Source organism: Photobacterium pectinilyticum (assembly GCF_024357955.1).
Taxonomy (GTDB): Bacteria; Pseudomonadota; Gammaproteobacteria; order Enterobacterales; family Vibrionaceae; genus Photobacterium; species Photobacterium pectinilyticum.
In genome coordinates this window covers 1-19,900 of the sequence record NZ_JANEYT010000008.1, presented here as the reverse complement: position 1 = coordinate 19,900, position 19,900 = coordinate 1, and the positions used below count along the sequence as shown (strand labels likewise).

18 protein-coding genes and 1 other annotated feature are annotated in these 19,900 nt (G+C 48.6%); of the genes, 12 read left to right on the top strand and 6 right to left on the bottom strand.

Going from position 1 to position 19,900, the window contains the following annotated elements; genetic code table 11:
- The first annotated feature begins 104 nt into the window (after positions 1–104).
- The 6 genes from ffh to NHN17_RS05255 all read left to right on the top strand — a co-directional run bounded on the left by ffh (position 105) and on the right by NHN17_RS05255 (position 4,810).
- Entirely contained in the window at positions 105–1,481 is a 1,377-nt protein-coding gene (gene ffh, locus NHN17_RS05280; protein ID WP_255041085.1) for a signal recognition particle protein, read from the top strand.
- 184 nt (positions 1,482–1,665) lie between these two features.
- A complete protein-coding gene (rpsP, locus tag NHN17_RS05275; RefSeq protein WP_075763068.1) occupies positions 1,666–1,914 on the top strand; it encodes a 30S ribosomal protein S16 in 249 nt (82 codons plus the stop codon).
- Positions 1,914–2,468: a ribosome maturation factor RimM gene (gene rimM / locus NHN17_RS05270; RefSeq protein WP_208113430.1), complete on the top strand. Its 555-nt coding sequence runs from the start codon at positions 1,914–1,916 to the stop codon at positions 2,466–2,468. Before rpsP ends, rimM begins: the two co-directional genes overlap by 1 nt.
- Positions 2,469–2,489: 21 nt before the next feature.
- Entirely contained in the window at positions 2,490–3,236 is a 747-nt protein-coding gene (gene trmD / locus NHN17_RS05265; RefSeq protein ID WP_255041084.1) for a tRNA (guanosine(37)-N1)-methyltransferase TrmD, read from the top strand.
- 36 nt (positions 3,237–3,272) lie between these two features.
- Complete coding sequence (gene rplS / locus NHN17_RS05260) at positions 3,273–3,626, top strand: 50S ribosomal protein L19 (RefSeq protein WP_107351786.1); 354 nt, start codon at positions 3,273–3,275, stop codon at positions 3,624–3,626.
- 308 nt (positions 3,627–3,934) lie between these two features.
- Positions 3,935–4,810 carry a hypothetical protein gene (locus NHN17_RS05255; RefSeq protein ID WP_255041083.1) on the top strand — a complete coding sequence of 292 codons (876 nt, stop codon included), beginning with the start codon at positions 3,935–3,937 and terminating at the stop codon, positions 4,808–4,810.
- A 72-nt stretch (positions 4,811–4,882) separates the two neighbouring features.
- Here NHN17_RS05255 and NHN17_RS05250 read toward each other — a convergent pair whose 3' ends face one another.
- The 3 genes from NHN17_RS05250 to NHN17_RS05240 all read right to left on the bottom strand — a co-directional run bounded on the left by NHN17_RS05250 (position 4,883) and on the right by NHN17_RS05240 (position 9,164).
- Entirely contained in the window at positions 4,883–6,367 is a 1,485-nt protein-coding gene (locus tag NHN17_RS05250) for a carbon starvation CstA family protein (protein ID WP_255041082.1), read from the bottom strand.
- Positions 6,368–6,753: 386 nt separating this feature from the next.
- A complete protein-coding gene (gene btsR / locus NHN17_RS05245; protein WP_255041081.1) occupies positions 6,754–7,467 on the bottom strand; it encodes a two-component system response regulator BtsR in 714 nt (237 codons plus the stop codon).
- Positions 7,464–9,164 (bottom strand): sensor histidine kinase, encoded by a 1,701-nt coding sequence (locus tag NHN17_RS05240; protein WP_255041174.1) that lies wholly within the window; start codon positions 9,162–9,164, stop codon positions 7,464–7,466. The genes btsR and NHN17_RS05240 overlap by 4 nt, the downstream gene beginning before the upstream one ends.
- A gap of 215 nt (positions 9,165–9,379) precedes the next feature.
- On the opposite strand from NHN17_RS05240, the gene NHN17_RS05235 reads away from it, so the two are divergent.
- Both NHN17_RS05235 and tyrA read left to right on the top strand, forming a co-directional pair.
- Positions 9,380–10,453, top strand: a complete 1,074-nt coding sequence (locus tag NHN17_RS05235) for a 3-deoxy-7-phosphoheptulonate synthase (RefSeq protein WP_255041080.1) — start codon at positions 9,380–9,382, stop codon at positions 10,451–10,453.
- Between the two features lie 27 nt (positions 10,454–10,480).
- Positions 10,481–11,620: a bifunctional chorismate mutase/prephenate dehydrogenase gene (gene tyrA / locus NHN17_RS05230; RefSeq protein WP_255041079.1), complete on the top strand. Its 1,140-nt coding sequence runs from the start codon at positions 10,481–10,483 to the stop codon at positions 11,618–11,620.
- 235 nt (positions 11,621–11,855) lie between these two features.
- Here tyrA and pheA read toward each other — a convergent pair whose 3' ends face one another.
- On the bottom strand, positions 11,856–13,046 hold the full coding sequence (pheA, locus tag NHN17_RS05225) for a prephenate dehydratase (protein WP_255041078.1): 1,191 nt from the start codon (positions 13,044–13,046) through the stop codon (positions 11,856–11,858).
- Positions 13,047–13,071: 25 nt separating this feature from the next.
- Positions 13,072–13,193: a sequence feature (Phe leader region), on the bottom strand.
- A 125-nt stretch (positions 13,194–13,318) separates the two neighbouring features.
- Positions 13,319–13,672, bottom strand: a complete 354-nt coding sequence (gene hpf / locus NHN17_RS05220; RefSeq protein WP_255041077.1) for a ribosome hibernation-promoting factor, HPF/YfiA family — start codon at positions 13,670–13,672, stop codon at positions 13,319–13,321.
- A gap of 69 nt (positions 13,673–13,741) precedes the next feature.
- Between hpf and NHN17_RS05215 the strand changes: the two genes are divergently transcribed.
- Positions 13,742–13,936, top strand: a complete 195-nt coding sequence (locus NHN17_RS05215) for a hypothetical protein (RefSeq protein WP_255041076.1) — start codon at positions 13,742–13,744, stop codon at positions 13,934–13,936.
- Positions 13,937–14,037: 101 nt separating this feature from the next.
- On the opposite strand, the gene bamD is transcribed toward NHN17_RS05215, so the two are convergent.
- Entirely contained in the window at positions 14,038–14,763 is a 726-nt protein-coding gene (gene bamD, locus NHN17_RS05210; RefSeq protein ID WP_255041075.1) for an outer membrane protein assembly factor BamD, read from the bottom strand.
- Between the two features lie 140 nt (positions 14,764–14,903).
- Between bamD and rluD the strand changes: the two genes are divergently transcribed.
- The 3 genes from rluD to clpB all read left to right on the top strand — a co-directional run bounded on the left by rluD (position 14,904) and on the right by clpB (position 19,348).
- Entirely contained in the window at positions 14,904–15,878 is a 975-nt protein-coding gene (gene rluD, locus NHN17_RS05205; RefSeq protein WP_255041074.1) for a 23S rRNA pseudouridine(1911/1915/1917) synthase RluD, read from the top strand.
- Between the two features lies 1 nt (position 15,879).
- The gene (gene pgeF / locus NHN17_RS05200; RefSeq protein ID WP_255041073.1) at positions 15,880–16,605 is read left to right on the top strand and encodes a peptidoglycan editing factor PgeF; all 726 of its coding nucleotides are present in this window, start codon (positions 15,880–15,882) and stop codon (positions 16,603–16,605) included.
- Positions 16,606–16,774: 169 nt separating this feature from the next.
- A complete protein-coding gene (clpB, locus tag NHN17_RS05195) occupies positions 16,775–19,348 on the top strand; it encodes an ATP-dependent chaperone ClpB (protein WP_255041072.1) in 2,574 nt (857 codons plus the stop codon).
- Positions 19,349–19,900 lie beyond the last annotated feature (552 nt).

The window sequence follows — 19,900 nt, the reverse complement described above, 5'->3', positions numbered from 1 at the left end:
GGGGATATCACAGTGAAAGTGTCCGTCAGGGCATGAAAGCAGGGTATGGATTGCGTTATACTAGCAAGATCATACCGATTAGTTGCGTAACGAGCGAGTAGCACATGTTCGAAAATTTAACGGAGCGTTTATCGCGAACGCTTAAGAATGTCAGTGGCCGTGGCCGCCTGACGGACGACAACATCAAGGATACGCTGCGTGAAGTACGTATGGCGTTACTCGAAGCTGATGTTGCGCTTCCTGTTGTCCGTGACTTCGTCAAGCGTGTAAAAGAACGCGCGGTAGGTACTGAGGTATCGAAAAGTCTGACACCGGGTCAGGAGTTCATCAAGATCGTTCAGGCCGAGCTTGAAGCGGTCATGGGTGAAGGTAATGAAGACCTGAACCTTGCGAGCCAGCCGCCAGCGGTTATTCTGATGGCCGGTCTACAGGGTGCGGGTAAAACGACCAGTGTTGGTAAGCTGAGTAAGCTGCTGAAAGAGCGCAAGAAGAAAAAAGTGCTGGTGGTGTCTGCCGACGTATACCGCCCGGCGGCGATCAAACAGTTAGAAACCCTGGCTGGTGATTTGGGTGTGGATTTCTTCCCATCCACGGCTGACCAGAAGCCGGTTGACATCGTTACGGCAGCTCATGCCGAAGCGAAGCTCAAGTTTTATGATGTCCTGATTGTCGATACTGCAGGTCGCTTGCATGTCGACAGCGAAATGATGGACGAGATCAAAGATGTCCACAAGGCCATCAATCCAGTGGAAACCCTGTTCGTGGTCGATGCCATGACAGGTCAGGATGCGGCCAATACGGCCAAAGCCTTCGACGAAGCCCTGCCACTGACCGGTGTGATCCTAACCAAGGTTGACGGTGACGCCCGTGGTGGTGCTGCGCTGTCTGTGCGCCACATTACCGGTAAGCCGATTAAATTCCTGGGTATTGGTGAGAAAACCGATGCCTTAGAACCTTTCCACCCTGACCGTGTTGCCTCACGTATCCTTGGTATGGGTGACGTACTGTCGCTTATCGAAGATTTAGAGCGTAATGTCGATAAGGAAAAAGCCGAGAAACTGGCCAAGAAATTCAAGGAAAAGAAAGGCTTTGACCTTGAAGACTTCCGCGGCCAGCTTGAGCAGATGAAAGGCATGGGCGGCATGATGGGGATGATGGACAAACTTCCGGGTATGTCCCAGCTACCAGACAATGTCAAAGATCAGGTTGATGACAAGATGTTCAACCAGATGGAAGCTATCATTAACTCGATGACGGTTAAAGAGCGCCAGCGCCCTGAGCTGATTAAAGGCTCGCGCAAGAAGCGTATTGCGATGGGCTCTGGTACTCAGGTCCAAGACGTTAACCGGTTGCTCAAGCAATTCACCCAGATGCAGAAGATGATGAAGAAAATGCAGAAGGGCGGCATGAAGAACATGATGCGCAACATGAAAGGCATGATGCCACCGGGTGGTGGTATGGGCGGAATGTTCGGCCGTTAATCGGCATTAATTCCCACAAATACATTGGGCTTGGGTATGTCAACATTCTTTTACTGGTGAAAATTTAGCTAAAGCGGTTGCATTCGTCAGTTTAAAGAGTAAAATTCCCGAGCTTAATTTGGCACGGGCCCCGTTATATCCATGGCGGGGCCGATTTCATTTACAGTAATGCAAAGAGGACGATATGGTAACCATTCGTTTGGCACGTCACGGCGCTAAGAAGCGTCCATTTTATCAAATCGTTGTTGCTGACTCACGTTGCGCACGCGACGGTCGTAACATCGAAAAAATTGGCTTCTTCAACCCGCTAGCTAAGGGTCAGGAAGAGCGTCTACGTCTAGATCTTGACCGTGTTAACCACTGGGTTGGTCTAGGCGCTACTGTGTCTGACCGCGCAGCTAAGCTAATCAAAGACGCTGCTAAAGCGGCTTAATTAGCATGACAGGTATTAGAGAAGCGATGAGTACACAAGACCGCATTGTTGTTGGGAAACTTGGTTCCACTTATGGCATCAAGGGTTGGCTCAAAGTTTTTTCTTACACCGAAGAAGCTGAAAGCATTTTTTCCTATCAGCCTTGGTTTATTAAAGTCAAAGGTGAGTGGAAGGAGCTCCGCGTTGAATCGTGGAAGCGCCATGGTCAGGGTTTAGTCGCTAAGCTAGAAGGTTTGGATATCCGTGAGGATGCTCAGATGTTCACTAACGCTGAAGTCTACGCATTGGCTGACCAACTACCAGCACTGTCAGAAGACGAGTTCTACTGGCGTGAGTTGTATGGAATGGCAGTAGTGACAACCGAAGGTTACGACCTAGGTAAAGTTACTGACATCCTGGAAACAGGTTCCAACGACGTTTTGGTTGTCAAAGCCAACCTGAAAGATGCTTTTGGCCAGAAGGAACGTTTAATTCCGTTCCTCGATGAGCAGGTCATCAAGTCGATTGATCGCACTGCTCAGCGGATCGAAGTTGACTGGGATCCTGGATTTTAATCCCCGGTAATAGGTGAACAAATGAAGGTAGGCATAATCAGCCTGTTTCCTGACATGTTTAATGCCATTACCAATTTTGGGGTAACAGGCCAGGCGGTAAAAAAAGGCCTTTTGTCAGTGGAAACGTGGAATCCTCGTGATTTTACCCACGACAAACACCGGACGGTTGATGACCGACCATATGGTGGCGGACCGGGTATGTTGATGATGGTGCAGCCTTTGCGCGATGCCATTCATACTGCCAAACAGTCCGTAGATGGCCAGGCTAAAGTCATTTACCTGTCACCTCAGGGCCGTAAGCTTGATCAAGCGGGTGTTGAGGAGCTGGCGCAGAATGAGAATCTGATTCTTATCTGTGGTCGCTATGAAGGGGTAGATGAGCGCATTATCCAACAAGAGGTAGACGAAGAATGGTCTATCGGCGATTTTGTGCTGACGGGTGGTGAACTACCAGCTATGACCTTAGTGGATGCAGTGGTCCGGTTTGTGCCGGGTGTACTGGGAGACTTTGCGTCGGCGGAAGAAGATTCTTTCGCAAATGGTTTGCTAGATTGCCCTCATTATACGCGTCCTGAAATGTTGGACGGGCAGGAAGTCCCTAAGGTCTTGCTGTCTGGGAATCACAAGGACATTAGTCGCTGGCGGTTGAAACAATCGCTGGGCCGTACTTGGTTGAGAAGACCAGAGCTCCTGGAAAACCTAGCTCTGACTGACGATCAGGAATTCTTGCTGGCGGAGTTTATCCGCGAACACAAGGCAAGCATTTAATTAATTTAGTATCAGTTTATTCTAGGGTATTTACCAATGAGTAACATCATTAAGCAGCTCGAAGACGAGCAACTAAAACAAGACCTACCAACTTTCGCACCAGGTGACACTGTTGTTGTACAAGTTAAGGTAAAAGAAGGTAACCGCGAGCGTCTACAGGCTTTCGAAGGCGTTGTAATCGCTAAGCGTAACCGTGGTCTACACTCTGCATTCACTGTTCGTAAGATCTCTAACGGTGAAGGCGTTGAGCGTGCGTTCCAGACTCACTCTCCAATCGTTGACAGCATTACTGTTAAACGTCGTGGTGCAGTACGTCGTGCCAAATTGTACTACCTACGTGAGCGTTCAGGTAAATCTGCACGTATCCGCGAGAAGCTTACTTCTAAGTAATTCTCGACACGTAAGACGTTTAATGAAAAAGCCCACCGCAAGGTGGGCTTTTTTTATGCGTGAAAAATGAGTTCATATGTATTTTGTGGAGCATGTTTTTGGTTTGGTGGGAGTATAAAAACGCAATAGCTTCTGTTTTATGCTATTGATTTTAATGTGTAAATTATCCACTGTCAGGTAAAGGTCAAAAATAATATAAATTTTGTTTATATATCATTCGTAATTTACATATTGAAATGAATAATGCATTGCTGGCAGGTCTCTATTCCGGATGATTGGTAACGCTATATACATAGGAGTTACTAATAATGAATAAATTTACAATCGCGTCTGTTGCAGTAGCCACTGCATTACTTGCTGGCTGTGGCGGTTCATCAAGCTCAAGCGGTGATAAAGACCTAGACCTACCTACTGGTGGTGAAGCTGAAGTGTGTTTTAACCCAACGCTTTGGGAAGATGGTACTCACGAAGTAACATGGCGTTATGATAACGATGCTTATAGTACTGAACGACTAGTTATCACTAACGGTGTTGACTTTGATGAGCATAAATCAATTACACAAGTAGAAAGCGTATATGCTTACTCAGAAACGCCACTAGGTTCAGAGGTAGAAGCCAAATCACGCCGTGCACAACAGTCACGTAGTGGCCAATGGACGAGTTCAAATTTCTATGTAATCGATGAGCAATCTACATCAGTGTCATATGCTGGTGATATGGAATCTAACGGTGTTGACTTTGATTCTGATGTAAATTCACCAGCAGCACCTTTGTGGCTATTTGGCTCTAAAGAAGGTGAAACAACACCTGCTTCTTACACTACAACATGGATTGAGATTGAGGACGGACAAGAATTCCGTTATACCTGGGGACAAAGCAAGCGTAGTGTAACTTTTAATGGCTTAGATAAAGTTGATGTTCTTGGTAACGAAGTAAATGCATGCTCGTTTACAATCAAGACAACAACGGATGCTGAATTTGAGGGTGAAGCTGAAACAATGACTGAAACTCTAGAGCATTGGATTGACAAAGAAACAGGTCTTTTAGTGAAGTCTGTAACTCTCGAAGAGGGTGTAGATATTGATGGTTCATGGAGCGATTACGAAGAAAAAGTTCTTGAGCAATACTCCATTGATGGTGAAGTGATCTTCTCTACTGAAGACGAAGAGTTGCCAGAAGCTTAAGTTAGCTTATTTATCTAATAAAAAACCAGCCCAATTGGGCTGGTTTTTTGTGTTTTCAGGGGAAGTGAAAACTTAAGCGATTTCCGTACTGCCTTCAGCGGTCTCTTCGTCAGCAAGGTCGGTTTCGCCTTTGCCTTTAGAGCGCTTGATAACATAGCCGGCGATAGATAGTGAGCCTACGATACCTGCGATAGTCGATACCGTCATTGGTAGGCCGAAACCTAGCTGGCTGTTGTTCAGGATGAAGGTAATACATACCGTGGTCATGAAGATAGCCGGTACTGTTGTTACCCAGTGCAGCTTGTTATGGCGCAGCAGGTAAGCCGATGCTGTCCACAGCATCATTACCGCGGTGCTCTGGTTAGCAAAGCCGAAGTAGCGCCAGATGATACCGAAGTCAACTTGAGTCAGGATACCACCGAGTACGAACAGCGGCAGTGCCATCAGTAGGCGGTTGCGTAGCGACTTCTGTTCCAGGTTGAAGTACTCAGCCAGAATTAGGCGGCTTGAGCGGAATGCGGTGTCACCCGAGGTAATCGGTAGGATAACTACACCAAGGAAAGCAACGATACCACCGAATACACCGAGCAGACCGATAGATGAGCTGTAAACCACGTTACCTGGACCACCGTTAGCGACGGCTTCTTGTAGTGACTCTACCGAACCAAAGAATGATAGTGCGAGGGCACACCAGATAAGGGCAATCACACCTTCACCGATCATCGCGCCGTAGAACACGAAACGGCCGTTCTTCTCGTTTTCCATGCAACGTGCCATCAGTGGCGACTGGGTAGCGTGGAAACCAGAGATAGCACCACAAGCGATGGTGATAAATAACGCAGGCCATAGTGGCAGGTCATTCGGGTTCATGTTGGTGAACATCTGGCTCATCTCGTAATCGCCAAGCAGCGAGTGCTCGCTTGAAAAGGCGATAGCGGTGATCAGGCCAACAGACATAAAGATAAGCAGCGCGCCGAACAGCGGGTAGAAGCGGCCGATGATCTTATCGACTGGAACGATAGTGGCGATGATGTAGTAGGCAAAGATGATAACTACCATAGTGGTCATCGACATGCCGATATTGGCTTGCTCGTTGACCAGGTTAGTGATCATGCCGGCTGGCGCCGATACGAATACCACACCCACAAGCAGCAACAGTACGATAGCAAAAATGTTCATAAAGTGTTTTGCACCGTTGCCCAAGTAGCGGCCGGTAATCGTCGGTACTGAAGCACCACCGTTACGTATCGATAGCATGCCCGAGAAGTAATCGTGGACAGCACCGGCAAAGATACAACCCATAACAATCCACAGCATAGCGGCAGGACCGTATAGGGCCCCCATGATTGGGCCGAAAATCGGGCCGACACCGGCAATGTTAAGTAGCTGAACAAGGTAGACTTTCTTGTTCGACATAGGGACATAGTCAACACCGTCTTGCTTGGTAAAAGCCGGCGTTTGGCGTTTTTCGTTAATACCGAAGATCTTTTCAATGAACGCACCGTAGATGAAGTAACCACCTACTAGCGCCGCAACACACATCAGAAACCAGGCCATATCTTGTCTCTCTAATCCTATTGGAGTGGGTTATGTGAGTTTTGCGTTCCGTGCCTCTACTACACCCTCGGCAACTGCGCAAAACGTATTTTGATAGCTGCCATCCTAACGGTTTGCCTGCAATATTCATCCGCAAAAGGGGTGAGTGGTTGTATGGCAGGGTGAGTGGTCGATTATGCCATTAAGCGGTTTTATCGAGTTGGGTTGGCGGTTTTACCGAGGGGTAGGCGACAGGTGCTTGAATGTTAATTCCGTGATCACTGTCAGGGTATTGCCACAGGGGCTTTGTCACTTCAGGCCTGTTGTACATGGATAGCCTGCGGGCAGAGAGAGGAATTAAAGTGATGGAGGATGTACTGCCATCACTTTATTTGGACTAAAAGTGGTTAGCAGAGGCCGAAGCGATCTTTGAGCTCTTTGAGGTAGCGGCGGCTGACCGGAACTTGATGGCTTCCGCATGTGGTAATTTCAGCGAGGCCGTTTTCCAATAATTTAATTTCCCTGATCGCTGTCGGGTGGATCAGATACTGGCGGTGGCAGCGGATCAGCGGGGTTTTTTCTTCCAGCGTTTTCAAGGTTAGCTGGGTGGTTGCTTCGGTATCGTGGCTGACAACGTGAACGCCACTGAGATCGGAATAAGCGGTTTCTATTTCGTCTGGGCGAAGCAACAGAATTCGGTTGTGTCCGCTGCAAGGGATCAGCTCCAGCATGTCACTGATAAGTGGTGAGTAGTCGGCTGACTGGCATTCCCGCGCCAGCCGTTTGATAGTCTTGGTCAGGCGGCATGTTTCCACTGGCTTGAGCAGGTAGTCGAAGGCATTGTCCTCGAACGCTTTGAGAGCGTACTCGTCATAAGCGGTAACGAAGACGACCTTGGGCATGGTGTCAGGGTCGAGCATGCTCAGCATTTCAATACCGGTGATTTGCGGCATTTGGATATCTAGAAAAATGACATCGGGTTTGAGGGAATTAATTTTTTTCAGTGCCTCAATGGCATTATTACATTGCCCGATAACCTCGATAGACCCATCTTCTTCCAACAGGTCAATCAACTCTTCCCTGGCATATTTTTCATCATCAATGACAAGGGCTTTAATCATGCCGCATGTTCTCCGTTAAGGTGTGTGAGGGTATCAACAGGCAGTTTGATGGTTGCCCGAGTCCATTCGTGGGCCTGAAAGGTCATGACTAGGCCGTACTGTTTGCCAAACATATTTTTCAGACGCTTATCGACAATCTTCATACCAAGGCCACTTTCTTCACCAATAGGTTCATAGTTTCCGGCGTTATCCTCGACTTCGAGGATGACGTGATCTTGTTCGATAAAGCCGTTGATAGTGATTTTACCATTTTCCAGTAAGGACGAAGTGCCGTGTTTGATCGCATTTTCGACCAGCGGTTGTAGGGTAAAGGTTGGTACCATCATGGTCATCAACTCATGGGCAACATTAACCTCGACAGTGAGCCGGTCGGAAAAGCGTGCCAGTTCAATCTCTAGGTAAGCATGTATATGATGCAGCTCTTCTTGCAGGGTTACCGTTTCGATATTTTGCTTGAGGTTACGGCGGAAGAACTGTGACAGATGCTGGATCAGCTGACGAGCTTTGTCCGGATCGCGCCTGACGACTGAGTTGATGGTATTGAGGGCATTGAACAAGAAGTGCGGATTGACCTGGGCTTGCAGCAGGCGAAGTTCGGCTTGGGTCAGCAAGTTCTGCTGCTGGATATAGCGCCCGGTCAAAATCTGATTGGACAGCAGCTTGGCGATCCCTTCACCCAACGTGAGGTTAACCGTCGAGAATAACTTGCGCTTCGGTTCATAGAGTTTGATGGTACCCAGTACTTCGTGGTTACCGCCAATCAGTGGGATCACCAGTGCCGAACCGAGTTTGCACTTGTCATGCAGCGAACACTGGTAGGGGAGATCATAGCCGTCGGCATATACTAGCTCGCAACCATCAATGGCACGATGGGTATAGCCGGAAGATATCGGGGTTCCGGGTAAATGGTGATCGTCACCGATCCCGATGAAAGCGAGGATTTTTTCGCGGTCGGTGATCGCGACAGCACCGACGCCGGTTTCTTGATAAACGATCTTGGCGATTTTCTTGGTGCTTTCTTCATTAAAACCTTGGCTGAAGATCCCGACTGAACGCTGGGCTATCTTAAGGGCTCGGCTTGAGAAGGCCGCAGAGTACTTTTCGTAAATGGTCTTTCGGTCTTGGATAATGCTCATAAAAAACGCTGCTCCGATCGAGTTGGCTATCACCATTGGTAAGGCGATGGCACTGACCAGAACTAGTGCTTTTTCAAACGGTTCAGCAACAGCAAGGATGATCAGCATCTGGACAATTTCGGCTACCAGAGTGATTACCAACACCACTTGTGGACGGAATATCTGATCGGCTTGGCCCCGGCGCACATAGTAACTGTGCATCAAGCCGCCGATCAGGCCTTCGGCGGTGGTGGAGATAGCACAAGCCAGATCGGTAAAGCCCCCGAGGCTGTAGCGGTGAAGACCGCCGGTCAAGCCTACGGCAAAGCCAACAACAGGTCCACCGAGTAAACCGCCCATAACTGCACCGATTGCCCGGGTATTGGCAATCGCATCTTCTATGTGTAATCCGAAGTAAGTGCCTAAAATACAAAAGAGGGAAAACAGGATGTAGCAAGTAAAGCGCTGTGATAGCCGACCTGAAATAGTGGTCAGGGGCATAAAGAGTGGGGTTTTGCTAAGCAGGTATGCCAGTACCAGGTATACACTGAGCTGCTGTAAGAGAGAAAAAATCAGTTCCATTGCCATAGGGGGTGCGAGTGGGCATTGCCATTATGGTAACTGGCTTTGGCCAATAGCGCCAAAAATGCTTTGGTGTAAATTTTAATTTACGGTGGATTTTTTTCTTTACAGGGTGTTGCAATCTTTATCCTAGGCCTGCTATTGTCTGTTTAACAACAGGGCGTTCCTGTTTTTCTTTCTATTTTTTGTATTAATTAGTTTACAGGGAAGCCCTCATGCAAAAAGACCAGCTGAATAATGTCCATATCGAAAACGAGTCGGTATTAATCACACCACAAGAGCTGCGCACCAAGCTGCCAGTCAGTGAAAGCGCCCTTAACTTCGTTCGTCAATCTCGCCAGACTATTGCTGATATCATCCACAAGCGTGATCACCGCTTACTGGTGGTGTGTGGCCCATGCTCGATCCATGATATTGAAGCCGCTAAAGAGTATGCAGTTAAGCTAAAAGCATTGTCTGAAGAGTTAAGCGATCAATTGTACATTGTGATGCGGGTTTACTTCGAAAAGCCGCGTACAACGGTGGGGTGGAAAGGGCTGATCAATGACCCACACCTTGACGGTTCATTCGAAGTGGAAGAAGGCCTACATATTGGCCGTCAGCTACTGATTGATTTGGTTGAAATGGGGATCCCGCTAGCGACCGAAGCGTTGGATCCGATCAGCCCGCAATACCTGGGTGATTTGTTCAGCTGGGCAGCCATTGGGGCCCGTACCACGGAATCTCAGACTCACCGCGAAATGGCAAGTGGCCTGTCGATGCCAGTTGGCTTTAAGAACGGCACCGATGGCAGCTTAGGCACTGCGATTAATGCGATGCAGGCTGCAGCTTCAGGCCACCGCTTTATGGGGATTAATCGGGATGGCCAAGTCGCTTTGCTGAATACCCAGGGCAACCCTGATGGCCATGTGATTCTGCGTGGTGGCAAGCAAACCAACTATGATTCTGTCTCTGTGACTGAATGTGAAAACGAGATGAATGCATCAGGCCTTTCTCCGTCGCTGATGGTAGACTGTAGCCATGCTAACTCCCGCAAGGATTACCGTCGTCAGCCGTTGGTTGCCGAAGATGTGATCCACCAAATCCGTGAGGGCAACAAGTCCATTATCGGTTTGATGCTGGAAAGCCATATTAATGAAGGAAACCAGAGTACGGATCTTCCGCGTGGAGAAATGGCTTATGGTGTGTCTATCACCGATGCCTGTATTAATTGGGAATCGACCGATACCTTGTTACGCCATACTCACCAAGAGCTTACGCCATTTCTTCAGAAGCGTATTGAAGACTAAATCCGCCACGAATGCAGAGAGCCATAGATGGTCGCTGAACTAAGTAAACTAAGAGATCAAATTGATGATGTCGACCGCCAGATGGTGGAGCTGCTAGCTCGCCGTCTATCTTTGGTCGAAGAGGTCGGCCATGTGAAAAGCCAACATGGCTTGCCGATTTATGCGCCTGATCGTGAAGCCGCTATGCTGGCTTCACGACGTCAGGAAGCAGAAAGTAAAGGGGTACCGCCGGATCTTATTGAAGATATCCTGCGTCGAACTATGCGTGAGTCTTACGCGAGTGAAAATGATTCTGGCTTCAAATGCCTCAAGCCGGATCTGCGTCCGATTGTGGTCGTTGGTGGCCATGGTCAGCTAGGTAGCTTGTTCTGCCGTTTATTTGAGTTGTCGGGTTATCAGGTTCGCAAACTTGGCAGTCAGGATTGGGATCGAGCGGATGAGCTGCTAGACGATGCTGGCATGGTGGTCGTGTCGGTGCCGATCAACTTGACCGAAACCATCATCGCTAAATTGGGCAACCTGCCGGAAGACTGTATTCTTGCTGATTTGACCTCGGTGAAGAGTGGTCCTGTTCAGGCAATGCTGGAAGTGCATCGTGGCCCAGTGGTTGGTTTGCACCCGATGTTTGGTCCAGACATTGCCAGCTTGGCTAAACAGGTTGTTGCTTATTGTGATGGCCGTAATCCAGAAAGTTACCAATGGTTGCTTGAGCAGATCCAAATTTGGGGTGCGACCCTCAACCGGATCAGTGCGATTGAGCACGATGAAGGGATGACCTTGATCCAGGCGCTGCGCCACTTCACTTCTTTTGTTTATGGCCTACACCTTGCCGAAGAAGATCCGAAGCTAGAGCAACTGCTATCGCTCAGTTCACCAATCTACCGTTTGGAGCTGGCTATGGTGGGGCGTCTGTTTGCCCAGGATGCCCAGCTGTATGCCGATATCATTATGTCGTCACCGCAGAACCTAGCGATGATCAAACGCTTCCATCAACGTTTTGGCGAAGCCATTGTGATGTTGGACAATCAAGACAAAGAGACGTTCAAGCAGGCCTTTGGCCGGGTTGAAAATTGGTTTGGGGACTATGCCCAGCATTTTTTAATCGAGAGCCAGGGATTACTTAGACAGGCGAACGACTCGACTCACCGTACCTCGTCAGGTCACTAAGCACAGCGACTTTGACAAGAATAATAAAGCCCACGCACTTTGCAGTGCGTGGGCTTTTGTTTTTAGCTGGCTTGGCATCTAGATAAACGTCATTTTGATACTGGGTGTAGCCTCTAGCGAGAGCACCGGCACATCACTGAACAGGAATGTCAAAATCGCGGTAAATACATCCATATAGCTCCAACCCAATGTCCCTATTGGGTAGGTTTTGACATCCTATTCAGTAATATGCCACCTACCCCCTCAGAATCAAATCACCCGTTTCAGGGTCAACAGGTTTGACGTTCTCGCTCGGGTAGCAGCCCAATACCTTGATAAAGCGGGTCAGGCGAGTCAGCTCTTCCAGTGCATCCTGCATTACTTCCGATTTGAGGTTTTCCTCAACATCAACGTAGAACATCTCTTCCCACGGGTTGCCAATGACAGGGCGTGATTCAAGCTTAGTCATATTAATATTGAGATTACGCAGTACCAGCAGGCACTCAACCAGTGAACCGGCTTTCTGGGCGGTAGACATGGTCAGGGTGGTTTTGGCTGGGATCAGCGAGGTAACATCAACCGGCTTGCGCGCGACGACAATAAATCGGGTGTAGTTTTCCTGCTGGTTGGCAATATTGGATTTGAGCGGGGTCAGCCCGTACAACTCACCGCTTGAGGCATTACCGATAGCAGCCACATTAGGCTGCTGGAGCTCAGCCACTTGTTTCATCGCTTCTGCCGTGCTTGAGCAGTACTCCTGGGTAATATTGCCCATTGAATGGAGATATTCGCTGCATTGCTGATGCGGCTGAGGGTGCGAGTACAGGGTATCAATGTCTTCAAGCTTGGTATCTGCCACTGCGAGTAGGCAATGCTCGATAGGCTGGTTGATCTCACCGACAATCGACAGGCTGGTATGCTGGAGCAGATCATAGACTTCGTTGATCGAGCCTGAACTGGTGTTTTCGATTGGCAGGACACCGTAGTCGGCATTACCAATTTCTACCATGTGCAGAACATCGCGGAATGTCGAGCAGCTGAGTTCAACCAACTTGGTCTGCTTCTTGCTGAAATAACTTCGGCTGGCAAGGTTGGAGTAAGAGCCTTTTGCGCCAAGGAAAGAGACGCGGGCGACAGGTTGCAAGCTCTCTGGGTTGGCGATTTTTTGCAGGAAAGCCTGCTGAAACAAGACGGAGTCTTCGATAATGGTATGGAAGATCTGGGTGACGTACTGGGCATCCAACTGCAAGGATTTGCCTGTTTCGATCAAGCGTAGCAATAGTGCTTGCTCACGGGTTTGATCTCGCACTGGCTTGGCGGTTTGGATTTTGCTCTTGGCCACTTCCAAACTCAATTGGCGGCGCTCGGCAAGCAACTTAAGTATTTCATTATCGATACGGCTGACGTTGGTTCTGATTTCGTCCAGCGAATACTGCGGTTCTGTCATTGTCGTTCCCTGTCTTTCTTATTCATACAAAAAAGCCTCCTGGTTAGGAGGCTGTCTGTTCGTCTTTAGCTTGTTTCTTGCACAACGAATAGCCCCCATTAAGGTGACATAAAAAAGAAGCTAAAGAAAAACAGTGTGGTTATTTGCATAAATAATGAATGTTATGGTTTTGGGTTAGTGATGGTTCAACATTATTCAGCCTTGGAAGTGTTGTCAAGCAGAAACTAAACAGCCCTGCAGGGCAGGGCTGTTTATCAAATCCTCTTGAATAATTATGCTTCTTCTTCGGCTTCTATTTCTGCTTCTTCAATCTGCGGTTTGTCGCTGTGGCTTGCACGGCGTGCCGTTGGTTTGTGAGCTTGCTTGTTCAGTTGGCGTTCAAGTTTTTGGTATACCTCAGTAATGGCACCATACATGTCGTCATGCTCTGCTGAGGCGACGAGTTGACCTCCAGGAATAGCAGCAGATGCTTCAACTTTAAATTGGCGGTTTGGCTCGGTGCTGATCACCGCGTGCTTACTGATAAGTGGAACCTGATACTTTTCTAACTTTTTGAATTTAAACTCAATACGCTCACGGATAGCAGGGGTGATATCTAGGTTTTTGCCGGTAATGTCTACTGTCATAATTATCTTTCCTCTTTTGCTACCCTTCGTTGGGTTGACTTCAGATTACTAAATTCAGGAATCAATAATGTGATCACGATCACGATTGTATTTTTAAAATATTGTCCAGAAAAATTCTGTGATCATGTCTTGCTTGTTGCAAAAAAGTTTGACGAAAGTGCTTGTAGAACGTTAGAAAGTTGGGGCAGTATGAGGGAAGAACGAACGCTGGTGGCTGGTGCTATTCAGGGGTTTATTTCGATTAATAACAAAGGTTTGTGTTAATTTTAACCAGTCTTTTATCAAGTGGTCGTTGAAGCAAATAATCGTAATTAAAAAAACAGCAGCCCTAGGCTGCTGTTTTTTTATGGCTGAACACCAGCAGGTTAGACTGGGTTGAGTGCGATGAGCTTACGGGTGTTTTCCAGAGGCTCGCTTAAGCCAAGTTTTTCGTAAGCGCTTTCCATGATCAGCAAGGATTTGCGAGCAGCTTCAGTATTTGGATACTCGCGTTGGATCAGCTGGGAGCGGTTGACCGCAGCTACCCATGCTTCACGGCGTAGGTAGAAGTCGGCAGCAGCCAGCTCGTAATCGGCTAAGCGGTTCTTCAAAAAGACCATACGTGCCTGGGCATCCGCAGCATAACGACTGTTCGGATAGCGATCGAGTAGGCGTTTGAAGTCACGGAAGGCTTTACGGGCAGGCTCAGGATCGCGGTCGTGGCGATCTATGCTGAACAAATCATGCATAAAGCTGCGATCTTGCGCCATGCTGGTTAGACCGCGCATATACAGCACCCAGTCGGCTTTTTCATGAGCTGGGTTTAGGCGGTTAAAACGATCGATGGTTGCTTCACCTAAAGCAAGATCATCATTTTTGTAGTAAGCATAGATAAGATCCAGCTGAACTTGTTCAGAGTAGGCACCGAACGGGTAACGGGAATCCAGAGTTTCCAGTCGTTCGATGGCCGTGGTCCAGCTCCCGCTTTGCAAGGCTTGCTGGGCTGTGGCGTAAAGTTCAGATGGCGGTACATCCGGTACCACTTCTTCCGTGCTTGAACAGCCTGAAAGTATGGCGACGGCAAGAAGAGACGATAGAGTCAGGCGTTTCATTGCGGCGACTGTTTCCTTGATAAAAAATTTTATTTCGGTGGATCCATTACGGTCTGAGCCGTTAACAGATACAATGACACTATTATGTTATTTTACGCAGCGTTTGACGTTTAGTCCCACGCTTTTTAAAAAAGTTCGCTATGGCACAGCAGATAGAGTTAACAAATACAGTAAATGATAGCCAACTTGGCTTGCGCCTCGATCAGGTTATCGCTGAATTACACCCCGATTATTCCCGCTCACGGATCAAAGAGTGGATCCTTAATGGTATGGTTTCTGTCGATGGGGAAGTCACGACAAAACCACGTTTGAAAATGATGGGCGGTGAAGAGCTGTTTATCAAAGCGGAAATCGAAGACGAAGTCCGCTGGGTGGCTCAGGACATCCCACTCGATATCGTACACGAAGATGAGCATATTATCGTTATCAATAAGCCGCGTGGCTTTGTCGTACACCCAGGTGCAGGTACGCCAGACGGTACGGTACTCAATGCGTTGCTTTATCACTGTCCGTCTTTGGCTGAAGTGCCGCGTGCCGGTATTGTCCATCGTCTGGATAAAGACACCACAGGTTTGATGGTGGTGGCAAAAACAATTCAGGCGCAGACTCGTCTGGTTCGTGCGCTACAAAAGCGTCGGATCACTCGTGAATACGAAGCGATTGCGATGGGAAGGATGACTGGTGGTGGGACGGTTGAAAAACCTATTGGCCGTCACCCGACCAAGCGTATCTGCATGGCTGTTAGTGAGTTTGGTAAACCGGCGATCACCCGCTTCCGCGTGGCTGAGCATTTCCGTGAGCATACGCGTATTATCCTGCGCCTGGAAACTGGTCGTACCCACCAGATCCGTGTGCATATGTCTTACCTAAGCCATCCGCTGATTGGTGATACGATTTATGGTGGCCGTCCTCGTCCGCCGAAAAATGCATCCGATGAACTTGTTCAGGCGTTGCGTGCGTTTGATCGTCAGGCGTTGCATGCGCGAATGCTTCGTCTTGCTCATCCGATCACTGGTGAGCTGATGGAATGGCGTGCGCCACTTCCAATCGACATGGTGGCGATGATCAGTATCCTACGTAAGGATAAAGACGCGAACCAAGAAGAAGAGTACTAATATGTGGATTGTCCCCGACTGGCCAGCGCCTGCTAATGTGAAAGCCATTGCGACCACTCGTGAAGGTGGTAACAGTATCGGACCTTACCAAGGCTTGAACCTCGGTAACCACGTTGGGGATGAACCAGAGGTTGTGCTGCAAAATCGTCAGTGGTTGCAGGATCAACTTGGATTGGCTACCGCACCAGTATGGTTGAACCAAACCCACAGCATTGACGTTGTGGGTCTTGAACAGGCCCCATCATCCGTTATTGATGCTGACGGTAGTTATACCGCAACGCCGCAACTGCCTTGTGTGGTAATGACAGCAGATTGTTTGCCGGTGATCTTGTGTGATCGACAAGGTACACAAGTTGCCGCAGTCCATGCCGGTTGGCGTGGTTTGGTTGATGGCATTATTGAGCAGGCTGTCGCTAAGTTTTCGGTCCCTGGCTCGGAGATCATAGCTTGGCTTGGCCCGGCTATTGGGCCGCAGGCATTTGAGGTCGGTGGCGAAGTGCGAGAGTTGTTTATAGCCCATGACCCTGCTGCCGCCCAAGCTTTTCAGCCTCATGGTGAGAAGTGGTTGGCAGATCTGTATCAACTGGCTCGCCAGCGCCTTGCAGAAGTGTCCGTTGACGATGTTTTTGGGGGCGATTGCTGTACTTACTCCGATACTGAGCGGTTTTATTCGTATCGCCGCGATGGGGTCACTGGCCGCCAGGCAACCTTGATTTGGCTGGAATAGTCAATCTAACATACTCTACTAAGGCCCTGCTATTGCAGGGCTTTTTGTTATCTGGTGATTATTGATGTAACGGGTCAATGATACTGAAGACGACTTGCAGAGGAAAATTTAGCTTGAAAAATGAGAGCGAGGACACCATATCTAATGGTGAGAGAAGATAGGAGGACTTATGCGTCTTGACCGTTTTACTAGCAAATTCCAGATGGCAATCTCTGATGCTCAATCGCTAGCATTGGGGCGAGACCATCAGTATATAGAGCCCGCCCACTTGATGGTGGCGCTATTGAACCAGGATGGTAGTACCATCCGTCCACTTCTAACCCTGTTGAATGTCGATATTGCCCAGTTGCGCTCTGGATTGTCCGAGCTATTGGAGCGACTACCGAAAGTAAGCGGTATCGGCGGTGATGTGCAGCTGTCACATGGCATGGGCATGCTGTTCAACATGTGTGACAAGTTAGCTCAGAAGCGTAAAGATAAATATATTTCGTCTGAACTGTTTATTTTGGCTGCGGTGGATGACAAAGGGCCGCTCGGTCAGCTATTGAAAGAAAAAGGGCTGACCGCCGAAAAAATAGAACAGGCGATCGAAAAAGTCCGCGGTGGCCAGAATGTCGATGATCCCAATGCCGAAGAAAATCGACAGGCATTGGAAAAGTTCACCATTGACCTGACCGAACGTGCCGAGCAAGGCAAGCTGGATCCTGTTATTGGCCGCGATGATGAAATTCGCCGTACCATTCAGGTGCTGCAGCGCCGTACCAAGAACAACCCAGTGATCATCGGTGAGCCAGGGGTCGGTAAGACAGCGATTGTTGAAGGTTTGGCGCAGCGCATAATCAATGGTGAGGTCCCTGAGGGATTGCGTCACAAGCGTGTCCTTTCCTTGGATATGGGGGCATTGATTGCGGGTGCTAAATATCGTGGTGAATTCGAAGAACGTTTGAAGTCAGTCCTTAACGAGTTATCGCAAGAAGAAGGCAGTATCATTCTGTTTATTGATGAGCTGCATACCATGGTTGGTGCCGGTAAGGGCGAAGGCTCTATGGATGCCGGTAACATGCTTAAGCCTGCACTGGCTCGAGGTGAACTACATTGTGTTGGTGCCACCACCCTCAATGAGTATCGCCAGTACATTGAAAAAGATGCCGCGCTTGAACGCCGATTCCAAAAAGTGCTGGTGGACGAGCCAACTGTAGAAGATACCGTTGCTATTTTGCGTGGCCTTAAAGAGCGTTATGAGCTCCACCATCATGTGGAAATTACCGATCCGGCTATCGTTGCCGCGGCAGGACTGTCACATCGTTATATCTCAGATAGACAGCTGCCGGATAAAGCGATCGACTTGATTGATGAAGCCGCATCAAGTATCCGCATGCAGATCGATTCCAAGCCCGAATCACTCGACCGCCTGGAGCGTCGTATCATCCAGCTCAAAATCGAACAGCAGGCGCTGGAAAAAGAGAGTGACGACGCCAGCCAGAAGCGCCTGAGCGATTTGCGTGATGAACTGGATAAAAAAGAGCGTGACTACGCCGAGTTAGAAGAGGTCTGGAACGCAGAGAAAGCGGCCTTGTCTGGCACGCAGCATATCAAGGCAGCGTTGGAACAAGCACGCACCGACATGGAAATTGCTCGTCGAGCAGGTGATCTCAACCGAATGTCTGAATTGCAATACGGCAAGATCCCTGAGTTGGAAAAGCAGCTCGATTTGGCTGCCCAGGCGGAAATGCAGGAAATGAGCCTGTTGAAGAACAAAGTTACTGACGCGGAAATAGCGGAAGTACTGTCCCGCCAAACCGGGATCCCGGTCGCCAAAATGTTGGAAGGGGAGCGCGACAAGTTACTTCGTATGGAAGATGCCTTGCACAAGCGAGTTATCGGCCAGAATGAAGCGGTCGATGCGGTGGCGAATGCCATTCGCCGTAGCCGGGCTGGGCTTTCTGATCCAAACCGTCCAATTGGCTCTTTTCTATTTCTCGGTCCAACCGGGGTGGGTAAAACTGAGCTGTGTAAATCTCTGGCACACTTTATGTTTGATAGTGATGACGCCATGGTGCGGATCGATATGTCAGAGTTTATGGAGAAACACTCGGTTGCCCGCTTGGTTGGTGCACCTCCTGGCTATGTTGGTTACGAAGAAGGGGGCTACCTGACAGAAGCGGTTCGTCGTCGCCCTTATTCGGTGATATTGCTGGATGAAGTAGAAAAAGCGCACCCAGATGTGTTCAATATTTTGCTGCAGGTGCTGGACGATGGGCGCTTGACCGACGGCCAAGGCCGGACGGTAGATTTCCGTAATTGTGTGGTGATCATGACCTCCAACCTCGGTTCAGACCGGATCCAAGAGCACTTTGGTGAGCTGGATTACGAGGGAATAAAACAGACGGTAATGGACGTGGTGGGTCAGCACTTCCGTCCGGAGTTTATTAACCGTGTTGATGAAACCGTGGTATTCCACCCGCTAGGTGCCGAGCACATCAAGAATATTGCCAGTATTCAGATCGCCCGCTTGGTGAAACGGCTTGAAGAGCGTGATTACCAGCTTAAACTGGAGGACAGCGCACTGGATCTGATTGCAGAGGCTGGGTTTGATCCTGTCTTCGGTGCTCGACCGCTCAAGCGTGCAATCCAACAATATATAGAGAACCCGTTGGCGCAAGACATACTGTCAGGCAAGTTTGTTACGGGCAAGCCGATAAAAGTTGTCGCTGAAGACGGCCATATTGAAGCCAAACAGTAACATCCGATTTAAAGCCAAAGCCCTCCTTATTTTAAGGAGGGCTTTTTTACATCCTTTCACCATTATTAATTCACTGTATAAGCAGGTAGATGATAAAGCTGGTTAACTGCTCCAAGTAATGGTGTTGGTCTCTGAAGTGTATCTTGTGTCCCTTCATTTACGTGCCAACTGGAATGAGTTGGTCAAGGTACTGTCGCTACCCAAAGAATTGATTGTTCCGATAGAGGAATAAGCTCAGGATTAGTGTGTAGATTAAACGGAATTAAATATGATTGTCTATTGTTTGCGCGGTTGGTTTAATTCGACGAAATAATTGAATATTTAGTGTTGCCAAGCCCAACCAAATCTCTATAATGCGCCTCCGTTGTCACGGTAAAGCACTGGTTCAGAGCTGTTGTGACAAACATTGTTCTTTAACAATTTGACCATGCAATCTGTGTGGGCACTCGTGAAATGATAGTCAACAAAAGAATTGTCAATGAAACTGAGTGACCAATACAAAATAGCGCAAGTTATTTTGGCACAGTCAATTCAATCATTACTTCGGTAATG